Source organism: Hydrophilobacter chitinilyticus (assembly GCF_049860745.1).
Classification (GTDB): Bacteria; Pseudomonadota; Gammaproteobacteria; order Burkholderiales; family Burkholderiaceae_C; genus Rhodoferax_B.
The window spans coordinates 4179099-4191626 of the sequence record NZ_CP187561.1 but is presented as its reverse complement, the minus strand read 5'-3'; the positions used below and the strand labels follow the sequence as shown (position 1 = coordinate 4191626).

Annotated in this window: 13 protein-coding genes; 6 read left to right on the top strand and 7 right to left on the bottom strand. The window is 62.6% G+C overall.

Annotated elements, in window-relative coordinates; translation table 11 throughout:
- Window positions 1–129: 129 nt before the first annotated feature.
- A complete protein-coding gene (locus ACPWMG_RS18600) occupies window positions 130–1308 on the bottom strand; it encodes an MFS transporter (protein WP_483300972.1) in 1179 nt (392 codons plus the stop codon).
- A 213-nt stretch (window positions 1309–1521) separates the two neighbouring features.
- On the opposite strand from ACPWMG_RS18600, the gene ACPWMG_RS18595 reads away from it, so the two are divergent.
- The gene (locus ACPWMG_RS18595; protein ID WP_483300971.1) at window positions 1522–2175 is read left to right on the top strand and encodes a flavin reductase family protein; all 654 of its coding nucleotides are present in this window, start codon (window positions 1522–1524) and stop codon (window positions 2173–2175) included.
- Here ACPWMG_RS18595 and soxR read toward each other — a convergent pair.
- Entirely contained in the window at window positions 2172–2666 is a 495-nt protein-coding gene (gene soxR, locus ACPWMG_RS18590) for a redox-sensitive transcriptional activator SoxR (protein WP_483300970.1), read from the bottom strand. The genes ACPWMG_RS18595 and soxR overlap by 4 nt on opposite strands.
- A gap of 73 nt (window positions 2667–2739) precedes the next feature.
- Here soxR and ACPWMG_RS18585 point away from each other — a divergent pair, with 73 nt between their 5' ends.
- Window positions 2740–3201 (top strand): RidA family protein, encoded by a 462-nt coding sequence (locus tag ACPWMG_RS18585; protein ID WP_483300969.1) that lies wholly within the window; start codon window positions 2740–2742, stop codon window positions 3199–3201.
- A gap of 6 nt (window positions 3202–3207) precedes the next feature.
- On the opposite strand, the gene ACPWMG_RS18580 is transcribed toward ACPWMG_RS18585, so the two are convergent.
- The 3 genes from ACPWMG_RS18580 to ACPWMG_RS18570 all read right to left on the bottom strand — a co-directional run bounded on the left by ACPWMG_RS18580 (window position 3208) and on the right by ACPWMG_RS18570 (window position 4963).
- Window positions 3208–3534: a cupin domain-containing protein gene (locus tag ACPWMG_RS18580; protein ID WP_483300968.1), complete on the bottom strand. Its 327-nt coding sequence runs from the start codon at window positions 3532–3534 to the stop codon at window positions 3208–3210.
- Between the two features lie 98 nt (window positions 3535–3632).
- Window positions 3633–4175 (bottom strand): hypothetical protein, encoded by a 543-nt coding sequence (locus tag ACPWMG_RS18575; protein ID WP_483300967.1) that lies wholly within the window; start codon window positions 4173–4175, stop codon window positions 3633–3635.
- A gap of 11 nt (window positions 4176–4186) precedes the next feature.
- Complete coding sequence (locus tag ACPWMG_RS18570; protein WP_483300966.1) at window positions 4187–4963, bottom strand: DUF2092 domain-containing protein; 777 nt, start codon at window positions 4961–4963, stop codon at window positions 4187–4189.
- Between the two features lie 309 nt (window positions 4964–5272).
- Between ACPWMG_RS18570 and ACPWMG_RS18565 the strand changes: the two genes are divergently transcribed.
- Window positions 5273–5890 (top strand): hypothetical protein, encoded by a 618-nt coding sequence (locus ACPWMG_RS18565; protein ID WP_483300965.1) that lies wholly within the window; start codon window positions 5273–5275, stop codon window positions 5888–5890.
- Between the two features lie 30 nt (window positions 5891–5920).
- Here the strand turns inward: ACPWMG_RS18565 and ACPWMG_RS18560 are convergent, their stop codons facing one another.
- Both ACPWMG_RS18560 and ACPWMG_RS18555 read right to left on the bottom strand, forming a co-directional pair.
- Window positions 5921–6631: a PEP-CTERM sorting domain-containing protein gene (locus ACPWMG_RS18560; RefSeq protein ID WP_483300964.1), complete on the bottom strand. Its 711-nt coding sequence runs from the start codon at window positions 6629–6631 to the stop codon at window positions 5921–5923.
- A 46-nt stretch (window positions 6632–6677) separates the two neighbouring features.
- Window positions 6678–8909: an ExeM/NucH family extracellular endonuclease gene (locus tag ACPWMG_RS18555; RefSeq protein ID WP_483300963.1), complete on the bottom strand. Its 2232-nt coding sequence runs from the start codon at window positions 8907–8909 to the stop codon at window positions 6678–6680.
- Window positions 8910–9157: 248 nt separating this feature from the next.
- Between ACPWMG_RS18555 and ACPWMG_RS18550 the strand changes: the two genes are divergently transcribed.
- From ACPWMG_RS18550 to urtB, 3 genes are all read left to right on the top strand, one after another.
- On the top strand, window positions 9158–9400 hold the full coding sequence (locus tag ACPWMG_RS18550) for a hypothetical protein (protein WP_483300962.1): 243 nt from the start codon (window positions 9158–9160) through the stop codon (window positions 9398–9400).
- 167 nt (window positions 9401–9567) lie between these two features.
- Window positions 9568–10830, top strand: coding sequence for an urea ABC transporter substrate-binding protein (gene urtA, locus ACPWMG_RS18545; protein WP_483300961.1), 1263 nt, complete (start codon window positions 9568–9570; stop codon window positions 10828–10830).
- Window positions 10831–10940: 110 nt separating this feature from the next.
- On the top strand, window positions 10941–12521 hold the full coding sequence (gene urtB, locus ACPWMG_RS18540) for an urea ABC transporter permease subunit UrtB (protein WP_483300960.1): 1581 nt from the start codon (window positions 10941–10943) through the stop codon (window positions 12519–12521).
- The last annotated feature ends 7 nt before the right edge of the window (window positions 12522–12528 follow it).

The window sequence follows — 12528 nt, the reverse complement described above, 5'->3', positions numbered from 1 at the left end:
CCCTCTCGGCAATGGCGGCAGTGGCGTCAGCTGGGCGGTTATGTCCGCCCGCATGCTCGCCCGCTACTGTGCCTGATTTGCCGCGCGCCGAACAGTGCTGCCAGCACCACCAGCGCCGCTGGAGAACGCTTAGGCGACAGCCGCGCCTTGTGGCAGGGCTTGGATATCCTGCTTGTCGAGCCAAGCCATATAGACGGCGAGCAGGAGTGCGCCCACAGCCACGGCAGACGCCACCAGCGGAATGCTTTGCAGCGACCAGCCGGCGCTGATCACCACACCACCCAGCCAAGCGCCAATGGCGTTGCCCAGGTTGAAGGCGCCGATGTTCAGCGTCGATGCCAGGGCAGGTGCATCACCCGCTTGGGACACCACCCGTGCCTGGATGGGCGTGCCCACCGCAAACGACACCATGCCCCAGACCACCACGGTGATCACCGCTGGCCAGACCCAGGCGCTGGTGATGGAGAACACCGCCAACACCACCGCCAGCACCACAAAGATGCCGATCAGCGATGGCAGCAGCTTCCAGTCGGCCAGGCGGCCACCCAGCAGGTTGCCGATGGTGATGCCCACGCCGCACAGCAGCAGCACGCCGCTGACTTGTTCGGGCGAGACGCCGGTCACGTCGCGCAAGATCGGTGCGATGTAGGTGAACATGGTGAACATGCTGGTGGAGGCGATCACGCTCAGGCTCAGGCCCAGCACCACGTGTTTGCGCTTGAGCACGCGGAACTCGCCCAGCGCGCTGCCCGAACTGGCGTGCTGGGTTTTAGGCACCCAGCGCAGCACCGCAAACAAGGCAACCACACCGATGGCGGCCACCACCCAGAAGGTGGAGCGCCAGCCGCTGTGCTGGCCCAGCAGCGTGCCCAGGGGAACACCCAGCACGTTGGCCAGGGTCAAGCCCGAGAACATCAGCGCCATGGCCTGAGCGCGCTTGTTGGGTGCCACCACGCTGGCCGCCACCACCGCACCAATGCCGAAAAATGCCGCGTGGCAAAACGCGGTGGCCACACGCGCCACCATCAACCAGTTGTAGCTGGGGGCCAGGGCGCAGCCCAGGTTGCCCAAGATGAACAACACCATCAGCCACGCCAGCGTGACCTTGCGCGGCATGCGTGTGGTGGCCACCGCCAGAATCGGGCCGCCCACAGCCACGCCCAGCGCATAGGCTGACACCAACATGCCGGCCGCAGGGATGGAAACCGAAAGGTCTTGGGCCATTTCGGGCAGCAGGCCCAAAATCACAAATTCGGTGGTGCCAATGCCAAAAGCGGCAACGGCTAGCGCCAGCAGGGGGAGGTTCATGGAGGGCGGGGGATTTAAGGGAAAACCCGTGAATTCTAGAGGTGAACCAGAATTTTTGCAGCGCAGCAAAATATGACCATTTAGGGCCATTGGCGCATAGTGGGTATGCGCAGACAGCTACTGATTTGGGAGTAACTTGTGTGAAGATGTCAATGTAAAAACTGCCGCCTTGGCCTGCACAGCGCTGACCGGCCCCGCACATTTGGAGTTTCCATGCCAGAACAAACCGCCGCCGCCGTCCATTCCCATTCCGATAGCCACTTCTACGAACCCCGTCTCGGCCACGGCCTGCCGCACGACCCGTTCAACGCCATCGTCGGCCCGCGCCCCATTGGCTGGATCTCCTCGCACAGCAAAGACGGTCAACTGAACCTGGCGCCTTACAGCTTTTTCAACGCCTTCAACTACATCCCGCCCATCGTCGGTTTTGCCAGCATTGGCGCCAAAGACACGCTGCGCAACATCCAGCAGACCGGCGAGTTTGCCTGGAACCTGGCCACCCGTGCGCTGGCCGAGCCCATGAACCAAAGCTGCGCCGCCGTGCCGCCCGAGGTTGATGAGTTTGTGTTGAGCGGCCTCACGCCGGTGCCGTCGCGCATCATCCAGGTGCCGCGTGTGGCCCAGAGCCCGGTGTCGTTCGAATGCAAGCTCACGCAGATCGTGCAACTGCAAGGCGCCGATGGCACGCAAGTGCCCACCTGGCTGGTGCTGGGCGAGGTGGTGGCCGTGCACATCGCCAAGGTCTTGCTGAAAGACGGCGTGTACGACACCGCTGCCGCTCGGCCGATTCTGCGGGGCGGTGGCCCGGCGGACTACTTTGAAGTACAGCCCGAAGCCTTGTTCCGCATGTGGCGGCCTAAGGTTTAAGACTCTTTCAGTTCGTCGAAATGTGGCCCCGGCCCGGCCTGGGCCAGGCTGTCTTGCGCGTTGCGAAGTGGGCAGGCTTTGAGCGACAGGCAGCCGCAGCCAATACAACCGTCGAGCTGGTCGCGCAGTTGCGTCAGCGCCAGGATGCGTTCGTCCAGCTCTTGTTTCCAGCCGCTGGAGAGGCGGCGCCAATCGGCCACGTTGGGGGTGCGTGAAGACGGCAGGCTGTCGAGCGCACTGGCGATCGACGCCAGCGGAATGCCCACGCGTTGCGCCACCTTGATCACCGCCACGCGGCGCAACACCGAGCGCGGGTAACGCCGCTGGTTGCCCGCGCTGCGCACGGACTGAATCAAACCCTTGGCTTCGTAGAAATGCAGGGCCGACACCGCCAAACCGCTGCGCGCTGCGAGTTCTCCCACGCCGAGTTCAGGCGGTGGTGGCGTCCATTCTGCTGCGGGTTCTACGGGTTGTTTTGTGGTCTTTCCCAAAATGCCTTGACCTCAAGTTAAGTTGAGATTTGATACTAACGGCTTATCTCCACTCTTGATGTTTGAAGGCACTATGTCCTCTGTTGTTTCTGCTGAAAGCACCCGCACGCCCACGTTCATCAATCCGCATGGCTTGTACGACCCGCGCCCCAATGGCTACACCCACGTGGTCGTGGCCGAAGCGCCTGCACGGCTGGTGTATGTGGCGGGGCAGGGTGGCGAAGACGCCAAGGGCGTGCTTTCTGCCGACTTCGCCGCGCAGGTGCAGCAGGCGCTGCACAACCTCATCACCGCGCTGACGGCAGCGGATGCGTGCCTGGCCGATGTGGTCAAGCTCACGGTGCTGATCGTCGACCACGATGAAGAACGCTTGAATGTGTTGACCCGTGCCATCAATGCGGCCTGGGGGCCATGGCCAGCGCCGGCCTGTACTCTGATTCCGGTGCCGCGCCTGGCCCTCGACGGCATGTTGTTCGAGATCGAGGCCACTGCCGTAGCGCCGCTCAAGCGCCGAACCGCAGCCTATGTGTTTTGACTTGCCCTAGGCGTAAAACACAGCCAGCCAGATCGTCGCTTGGGTCGGGTCTGTCCAGCTCACGCGGTGTTTGCAGTGTGCGGGAATGTGGATGTGGTCGCCCTTGCCAAGTGCTACCGTGCGGCCGTCGTCAAACGTGAGTTCGCCTCGCCCTTCGAGCACCAGCACCCACTCGTGTTCCTCTTGGTCGTACCAGCCTTCGGCGGGCGAGGTGTGGCCGTGGGAGACGATGCGCTCGAGGCGCAGATGGGGTGAGCGCAGGATGTCCTGGAAGCTTTCGGCTTCCAAGGCTGGGGCCAGTGCCGAGAGATCGAATAGATTTAAAGAAGTCATACGGGTTTGAACAAGCCTGATCTAAGCCTAACCCGAAACAAATCGAGGTCGGCGACCAGATTGGCCGTCGACCTCGCCGCCGCTTTTCAGTTGGCGTTTCAGTAAGGCGGGGCGATCACCACGTACTGCGAACCTTGCGGTTGATACCAGGTGGTGCCGCATTGCTGGTACACCAAGCCACCGTAGTTCACGGGCACACAACCAGCAGGCACGGTGCGCACCATGGAGCCGATGACCGCAGACGTCACGGCCACGGTGGCGGTCACAGCCGCTGCGGTGGCAATCGGGTGGTAGTCGTTGTCCCACCCGCCGCCGCAGCAACCGCCACGGTTGTTGTTATTTACGTTGACGTTGACGTTTTTATTGATGTTCGTGTTTCGATTGGAAGCGTGCACATTGTTGACGCTGGCGCTGCGCACGTTATTGGCGCGTGCATCCACAGGCCGACCACCTGCACCGCCACCGGGATGGGCGCCACCGCCACGCGCGGCATGGCCGCCTCCGCCACCACCACCGCCGTGGCCACCGCCGTGGCCACCGCCGCCACCTGGGCGCGCCTCAACAGTTGGGACATAGCTCAGGCTGGTGAGAAACACAGCGGCCACCAGGGCCGAAGAGGCAGACTTTAAAGACAGCTTCATGGCGGTACCCCTTAGTTGGTCTTGAGAGGAACAATTTCAGCGAGCTTGGCGTCCTTCGGGGGCACAAAGCTGAAGGTCGACGACTTGGTCTTGGGGCGCATGTCCCAATCCAGCAGCGTGACCGATTGCGGGCGCGCGTCGTCGGAGCGGTTGGTGATGACCAGCTTGAGCGGCAAGGGCTTGTCACCAGGTGTCAGCCAGATCTCCCAGTCGATCAAACCCTGGCGAAACGCATAGTGGTCGCAGAGCTTGCCGTCCACGTAATCTTGGCCCGCGATCAAGGCAGATTCGATGTCGGTGAACGGAGCCTCTGGTGTGCCCCAGACGAACAGGTCCGAGGCTGGGAGTTCAATGCCGTACTGTTTTTCCAGGCGATCGATGAGCTCCGCAATGTTGCCGCTGAAGTCGACGGTGGAATAAGACTTGAGCGCCGGCGTGTAGAGGGTCACCTTCTTGCCGTCGAAGACCAGTTCTCGCTCGGAGCGGACGCTGCGCATGGTGGCGCGCAGTTTGTTGGGGCGGTCCACCAGTAGATCGGCACTGGCCGAATGTTGGAGTTTTTGGCCATCGGCCAGCACACGCTCGCCGGTCATGTCGACCTCGACCTCAAAGCGCTTCAATGTTTGCAGATACGCGCCCATGTCTTTCAGGGCTTGCACGGCTGCGGGGTCAACAGCCTGGACCGGGCTCGCTGGAGAGGGAGCGGCAGCCGGTGGCGTTTGTGCGAAAGCGTTTCCCCCCACAAGGGCGGTGGTCAACACCATCGTCGCCAACAATTTACGTTGCATAACGATCTCCCAGAGTTGTAAAGCACTCAGCAGGTGTGATGGCCCCGTCTGACCATGCATCGCCATCGAAGACAAGCTTCTACAACGAACGCGTTTGCGGCGCTTGCACCACTGAGCCAAAGCATTCTGTGGGGGACGATGTTGAGCGTCAAGTAGGGGTATACAAGCCACCTGCCATCATTGACATGTGACTGTTGGGTCGTTTCTGCGTGCGTTGTCCACCAATCTCGTCCGGGATCGAAACTTGGGTTGAAATTTAGCGCCTACGTCTGACTTGGCATGCGCCCCTTGGCGTGGAACAATGCCTGCATGACCAGACCTTTGCGGCTTCCTTCCTACCTCGGCGCGGTGGCGTTGCTTGGTAGCCTGACTTTGGCGCTGCCGGCACAGGCGCAAAAGAACCAACTGCCCGCCAAAGACCTGATGGTGGTGCTGCGCGAAACCACCGACAGCGATAACGGTTTCAACATCAGCACCAGGCCTTCCACCCCGCCGTTGACCGGCCAGGTGGTGCGTGTGCGCAATGGCGAAAAGGCCACGCTGCGCGTGGGGCGCAGCATGTCGGTGCGTTGGGAAGAGTCGGTGAGCGGCTTCAGTGGACGCAACGCTTCGGGCGGCGGCGTCAGCTACGGCCGCACCACGCTGCAGTCGGGTCAAAGCATTACCGTGCAACCACGCTGGACGGGCGGCAACAACCCCGTCACCGTGAGTGTCGAAATTCTGACCTCCAGCGTGGCGCAACCCGATGCGCGTGTCGGTTCCGATTTACCCACCCAGGTGCATGGCGAAACCGTGACCACCGTCAGCGCCCCCATGGGCCAGTGGGTCACGCTGGCGGCCGATGAGCCGGAAGACACCGGCGTCATCTCCAGCGACTCGGCCGGACGGCCGCGCCGGCTGCTGCAGTTGCGCGTGTTCGACCGCTAGGACGAACAGCGCAACGACCGCAGTTGGGAATCAACCCTGGCGGCGACGCTGCCAGACCATCATGCCCAGTCCCAATCCCAGCAGCGCCAGCGTGCCGGGCTCGGGTAGTTCATTCGCGCTCAGGCGCACTTGGTCGATGGTCAGCGACGACATCACGGCCACATCGTTCACATCCACCACACCAAAGGCGATGCGGTGGTTGCCGCTGCTGCTTAGGGTGAAGTTGTAGAGGCTGCTGCCGGTGGTGAACAGGTCGTCGCCGCTGCCGGTCAATAGTGCATCTGCCGTGCTGGCCAAGGGCACCAGCAGACCGTCGATGATGAAGAAGGCGTAGTCGGGGAAGGTGTCGCGGGTGCCGAAGCTCCACAGGAAGCTCAGCGTGTCGCCTGCATTGCCGCTGAAGTCTTGCCAGACCAGTGCGCCTTCATACGCGAAGTCAAAGATCGAAGGATCAAATGCCTCTGCGGGCAGGCCCGTGGCCGTGGCCAGCGTGTAGTAGTCCACGGCGTTCTGGCCCGAGCGGTTGAGCGTGGGGATGAAGTTGCCATTGGCGTCCACGTCGTCGGCGGCGCTCGTCGTGGTGGTCAAACGCAATTGACCGTTTTGTACGTAGGCGTCGCCCAGCGTGCTCCAGCCGTTGAGGTTGCGGTCGAAGCCACCGTTGACAACCGCCGCTTGCACAGGGCTGAACAAAGAGGCCGCCATGGCCAGAGCGAGAGAGGTTTTAGCGAAGAAGTTCATGATGAATCAGTTTTAAAAAATGGAAAAAAACGGGCCTGGGGTAAGTTCAGCGGAACAACACGTCGCGGTCGACGCGGAAGTCGGCGGCAGTCACACCTTGCAGCGTGGCCAAGGGGCGCCAGGCGCCGTTGGCGTTGAACTGCAGCACGCTGTCGCGGCCGTTGCTCAGCACGCGCACGAGGCTCTCGGCGCCGGGGGCATTGGCGGGCACGTTCAGGCTGGCCAGCAGGGGGCGCAGGTCGATCAGGTCCTTGGAGGGTACGAAGTCGGTGATGGTGTCGCCCGCGTCGCGCAGGTTGGTGTAGGCAAAGACGTTGCTGCCCGCACCGCCGCTCAGCGTGTCGGCACCGGCACCGCCAACGATGTAATCGTCACCCGGCGTGCCGAGCAGCGTGTCGCGGCCGGCGGTGCCCATGATCGTTTTGTACAGGCTTAGGCCCAGTACCACGGGGTCGTGGTCAGACGAACGGTAGGCTGTGGCGCTGTAATAGTCTGGCGTGCAGGTGGCGCAAGCCGGCTGCTTGAATTCCAGGTTGTAGTCCAGCACCGAAGGCTCGTCCGCGTTGATGTGCCATTCCACGGCGCGTGCCACTTTGGTCGACATGCTGGCGCTGGTGATGGCGTGGTCCAGCCGGCCGGCCGCGCCATTGAACACGTACGAGTAGCCAAAGCTGTTGAAACGGCCGATCTGGTCCACAAAGCCGGCGTTGGTGAGCAGCGCCACAGGGTCTTCCTTGGCGTAGGCGTTCAGGTCACCCACCAGCAGCACGTCGTTGCTGCCGCTGCTGGTTTGCAGCGTGCCAACAAAGTTTTTCAAGGCTTCGGCTTGCTGCAGGCGCAGCGCGTTCCAGCAGCTTTGCAGGTCGCCCTGGTCGGCGTCCAAACCGGTGGCACCGTCGCAACCCTTGGACTTGAAGTGGTTGACCACCAGCGTGAAGCGCTCGCCGTTGGCGGCGGCAAACGTCTGCGCCAGCGGCGGGCGGTTGTGCACGGCGTTGGTGTCGCTGATGGCCGCGCCTGCCAGCCCCAAGCGCGCGGGCTTGTAGATCATGGCGACCTTGATGGCATCGGTGCCCGTGCCGTTGGCATTGGTGGGTTCTGGCACGGCGGCGTAAGTGTTGGCACCCACGCGCGCGTTGAGCGCATCCACCAGGTTCTGCACGGCGGTGTTGGCGTTGTTCTGGATCTCCATCAGGCCCACGGCGTCGGCATTGATGGCGGCCAGCGCCTCGACGATCTTGGCGCGTTGGCGTTGAAATTCCGCCAGGTTGCTGGCCCCACGGCAGTTGCTGGCCGAGGTGGTGGTGCCGCCCAGCGTGCAGCCCTGGCCGGTCTGGCCCGAGGCGGTGGCGCCGTTGGTGAAGGTGGTGAAGTAGTTCAATACGTTGAAGCTGGCCAGGCGCACGTTGCCACCCACCGGCTCAGGCGCATCGGTGCGGGCGTTCTGCCGCGTGAACACGGGCGCCACGGTGGGTTGCAGCTTGTATGAGCCGTAGTCGGCGTTGCTGGCCGTGGCCAGCCCATAGTCCAGCACGCCGGTCACCGACGCCACGGTGTCGCCCGCGCGCAGCGTGTTGTCTGCGCCCACATAAGGCATGGGGTTGGGGTTTTGCAGGCTGGAGCCGTCGTCCAGAATGAAGCTGCGGCGGGTGTTGGCGGTGTTCAGCGCCTGGGCATCGGCACCGGGGCGCAGGCGGTTGGTCGGCGTTTCCAGCCGGCCTTGGGCCGACAGCGTGACCTGGCCGTAGCGCGCCTGGAAGTAGTTTTGTGATGCGGTCAGCGGCCCGTTGATGGTGACCAGCATGCCTTCATACCGCTCCAGGTCTTCGCCTTCGGGCAGCGGCAGGGTCAGCACTAAGGGCGTGATGCTCTGGCCGGTGCCGATCACGCTCAGGTTGCTGATGTTGGTGAGCTCGGTGACGGGGCGTGCGGCGGTGTCGGCATTGCCCGCCGCGCCGGTGTTGAACTCGGTCACGCGGCCGGTGAGGCGCACCAGCTGGCCCGCCGTCACGGTGGGCGCGCTGCTGGTGAACACCAAGATGCCGTCAGAGGTGGCGGGGTTGCCGTCTCCCACCAGGTCTTGCATGTAGAAGCTGTTGTTGGTTACGCGGGTGACGACACCGGTGGTGGTGACGGTCTGTCCTACCAGCGGGCTGGTGTTGCCGGCGCCTTGTATGGCGTAGATGGGTGTGTCGGCCGCGTGGGCGGTGGTGGCCACGGTGCTCATCGCAGCCAGGGCGGCGATGGAAAGGGCAATGGCGGTTCGGGTGAAAAACATAGGTGTTCCTGTCTCGTCTGTGGAGCGCGGCGCGGCGCCCGATGACCCGGCGGTTTTGTTGTGGTTTTGGCGGGAGGGCAGCGCCTGCGCGTCTGTGGTTCAGGGGGCAAGGGATGGCGGCCGTGGAGGTGCGCCGCCGCGGCTGATTCTTGCGGCGCTTCATGTCGGCTGCGTGTCATGGACGCCGCTGTTACGTGGTGTTGCAGGGCATCCCTGGGGGGATAATTCGCCGTTTTTGAGGTGCACCCATGGAAGACGCAGACGAATTCGAACCCACAGACGAAGTAGAAGTAACCGAGGAATACGTGCCAGGCCTGACCCATGGCCTGAATTACATGGCCCGCCTGTGCCGTGTGGGCGACGGCCCCTGGCGCGTCGACGTGGTGCACATCGAGGGCCGCGCGCCGCTGCATGGCGGTGAGGCTTCCTGGCCGACCAAGGCCGAAGCGGCCGCCGCTGCTACGCAGATGGTGGCGGCCTTGGCGCACTGAGCTTTTCGCCCCGGCGAAGCCCGTTCGGGCAGCGGCATACGCCACCCGGCGTATTTCCCGAACGGAACCCAATCTCTAAAGTTGCCTCATCGCCACACCAAAGACCTGCTGGCCACAGGACAGGGGTGTGGCGACAGGATTTCATCTACAACTTTGGAGTAGCAAACATGCAACGTCGTTTTACCCTCAAGGCGCTGACCGCCGCTGTGGCCCTGAGTGGGCTGTCCGTCATTCCTGCACACGCACAAGACACCATCAAGGTCGGCGTGTTGCACAGCCTGTCGGGCACCATGGCCATTTCCGAGACCGTGCTCAAAGACACGGTGCTGATGGCCATTGACGAAATCAACGCCAAGGGCGGTGTGCTCGGCAAGAAGCTCGAGCCCGTGATCGTGGATCCGGCTTCCAACTGGCCGCTGTTTGCTGAAAAGACCAAGCAACTGCTGGGTCAAGACAAAGTCGCCGTGATCTTCGGCTGCTGGACCAGCGTGTCGCGCAAGTCGGTGCTGCCAGTGGTTGAAGAAATGAACGGCCTGCTGTTCTACCCCGTGCAATACGAAGGTGAAGAGCTGTCCAAGAACGTGTTCTACACCGGTGCGGCGCCTAACCAGCAAGCCATTCCCGCTGTGGACTACCTGATGAGCAAGGACGGCGGTGCCGCCAAGCGTTGGGTGTTGCTGGGCACCGACTACGTGTACCCCCGCACCACCAACAAGATCCTGCGCGCCTACCTGAAGAGCAAGGGTGTGAAGGACAGCGACATCGACGAGAAGTACACGCCGTTTGGTCACTCTGATTACCAAACCATCGTGGCCGACATCAAGAAGTTCTCTGCCGGTGGCAAGACCGCTGTGGTCTCCACCATCAACGGCGACTCCAACGTGCCGTTTTACAAGGAACTCGGCAACGCCGGCCTGAAGGCCAAGGACGTGCCCGTGGTGGCCTTCTCGGTGGGTGAAGAAGAACTGCGCGGTGTGGACACCAAGCCGCTGGTGGGCCACCTGGCCGCATGGAACTACTTCATGTCGATCAAGAACCCAGAGAACACCGCGTTCATCAAGAAGTGGAGCGACTACGCCAAGGCGAAGAACATCGCGGGCCACAAGGACAAGCCGCTGACCAACGACCCGATGGAAGCCACCTACATCGGCATCAACATGTGGAAGCAAGCGGTTGAGAAAGCCAAGTCGACCGACACCGACAAGGTGATCGCCGCCATGGCCGGTCAAACCTTCAAGGCGCCGAGCGGCATCGTCTCGAAGATGGACGAGAAGAACCACCACCTGCACAAGAGCGTGTTCATCGGAGAAATCAAGGCTGACGGCCAGTTCAACGTGGTGTGGAAGACGCCTGGCCCTGTGAAGGCCAAACCATGGAGCCCGTACATCGAAGGCAACGACAAGAAGAAGGACGAACCCGAAAAAATGTAATCGGGTTGGACGCCCTGGCCCAACCACCGCACAGGTGAGTGGATGGGCCAGACCAGACCAGGCCGCCCCCCGTGGGGTGGCCGCGGCTCACTCTTTTTACATTGATCTTCATGTCCTCCAGGCACCTTCTCCAATGCTTCGCGCTGGCGCTGCTGTTTTGCGTTAAGAGCGCTTTCCCACTGACGGCTGATGTGGCCAAAGCCATGGCCGCAGGCGAAACCGACGACCGCATTGCCGCCCTGCAAAAAGCCACCGCCACCCCCGATGCCGCCACCGAGCGCCTGATCCAGGCCATGGCCGATGATGCCGTGCGTGTGGCCGGAGGCAAGGTGTTCATTGTTGGCGACAAGACCATCGACGCCGTGACCGGCGCCGAGGCCACCGTGCCCGACGACGCTGAAGACGTGGTCAACAACAACCGCATGCGCGGCGAAATCGACGCGGCACTGGCTGCCGTCAAACTCACGTCAAGCGACCGCAACACCCGTGCCGAAGCCATCAAGACCCTGCAAGGTGAAAGCGACGAATCGCGCCTGCCGCTGGTCGACAAAGCCCTGGCCGCCGAAACCGATGCCGCGCTGAAAGACCAACTGAGCATGCTGCGCGCGCGCATCCTGATCAGCAGCCCCGACAAATCCCGCCGCCTGCAGGCCGCCCTGCAGTTGGCCCAAAGCAAGAACCCCGCATCCAAGACCGTGCTGCTGGAGCAGCAACGCGCCGAGACCGATCCTGAAGTGCAGGTCGCCATCAACAGTGCGCTGCGCGCCGTGAACGAAGCGCTGGCCTGGGGCGACCGCTTGGGCGCCTTGTTCTCGGGCATCAGCCTGGGTTCCATCTTGCTGCTGGTGGCGCTGGGCCTGGCCATCACCTACGGGCTGATGGGCGTGATCAACATGGCCCATGGCGAGCTGATGATGATTGGCGCCTATGCCACCTACGTGGTGCAGGGCGTGTTTCAAAAATATTTGCCAGGTGCCTTCGATTGGTATTTGGTGGCTGCCGTGCCGGTGGCCTTCATGGCCTCTGCCTTGATGGGCGCGCTGCTGGAGCGCAGCGTGCTACGCTTTTTATATGGCCGCCCGCTGGAGACTTTGCTGGCCACCTGGGGTATCAGCCTGGTGCTGCAGCAACTGGTGCGCAACGTGTTTGGCGCGCAAAACGTCGGTGTGGAAAACCCAAGCTGGATGAGCGGCGGCATTCAAGTGCTGGACAACCTGCAACTGCCTTGGAATCGCGTGATCATCATCGGCTTTGCGATTGCGGTGTTGGCGGGCATGGCGTTCTTGATCAGCAAAACGCGCCTCGGTTTGTTTGTGCGCGGCGTGACGCAAAACCGCCCCATTGCATCCTGCATGGGCGTGAACACCGCGCGTATCGACACCTATGCGTTTGCACTCGGCTCCGGCATTGCGGGCCTGGCCGGCTGTGCGCTGAGCCAGGTGGGCAACGTGGGGCCAGACCTGGGCCAGGGCTACATCGTCGATGCCTTCATGGTGGTGGTGCTGGGCGGTGTGGGCCAATTGGCCGGCACGGTGTATGCCGCGCTGGGCCTGGGCGTGATCAACAAACTGCTGGAAGGCTGGACCGGTGCGGTGCTGGCCAAGATTGTGGTGCTGGTGTTGATTGTGGTGTTCATTCAGAAGCGACCACAGGGCATTTTTGCCATGAAGGGGCGTTCCGCCGAAGCCTGAACCAGAA

Excerpts from the sequence above, each read along its gene's own strand:
- ACPWMG_RS18600 (WP_483300972.1), bottom strand. The coding sequence starts at position 1,308 with ATGAACCTCCCCCTGCTGGCGCTAGCCGTTGCCGCTTTTGGCATTGGC.
- ACPWMG_RS18595 (WP_483300971.1), top strand. The coding sequence starts at position 1,522 with ATGCCAGAACAAACCGCCGCCGCCGTCCATTCCCATTCCGATAGCCAC.
- ACPWMG_RS18585 (WP_483300969.1), top strand. The coding sequence starts at position 2,740 with ATGTCCTCTGTTGTTTCTGCTGAAAGCACCCGCACGCCCACGTTCATC.
- ACPWMG_RS18580 (WP_483300968.1), bottom strand. The coding sequence starts at position 3,534 with ATGACTTCTTTAAATCTATTCGATCTCTCGGCACTGGCCCCAGCCTTG.
- ACPWMG_RS18575 (WP_483300967.1), bottom strand. The coding sequence starts at position 4,175 with ATGAAGCTGTCTTTAAAGTCTGCCTCTTCGGCCCTGGTGGCCGCTGTG.
- ACPWMG_RS18570 (WP_483300966.1), bottom strand. The coding sequence starts at position 4,963 with ATGCAACGTAAATTGTTGGCGACGATGGTGTTGACCACCGCCCTTGTG.
- ACPWMG_RS18565 (WP_483300965.1), top strand. The coding sequence starts at position 5,273 with ATGACCAGACCTTTGCGGCTTCCTTCCTACCTCGGCGCGGTGGCGTTG.
- ACPWMG_RS18560 (WP_483300964.1), bottom strand. The coding sequence starts at position 6,631 with ATGAACTTCTTCGCTAAAACCTCTCTCGCTCTGGCCATGGCGGCCTCT.
- ACPWMG_RS18555 (WP_483300963.1), bottom strand. The coding sequence starts at position 8,909 with ATGTTTTTCACCCGAACCGCCATTGCCCTTTCCATCGCCGCCCTGGCT.
- ACPWMG_RS18550 (WP_483300962.1), top strand. The coding sequence starts at position 9,158 with ATGGAAGACGCAGACGAATTCGAACCCACAGACGAAGTAGAAGTAACC.
- urtA (WP_483300961.1), top strand. The coding sequence starts at position 9,568 with ATGCAACGTCGTTTTACCCTCAAGGCGCTGACCGCCGCTGTGGCCCTG.
- urtB (WP_483300960.1), top strand. The coding sequence starts at position 10,941 with ATGTCCTCCAGGCACCTTCTCCAATGCTTCGCGCTGGCGCTGCTGTTT.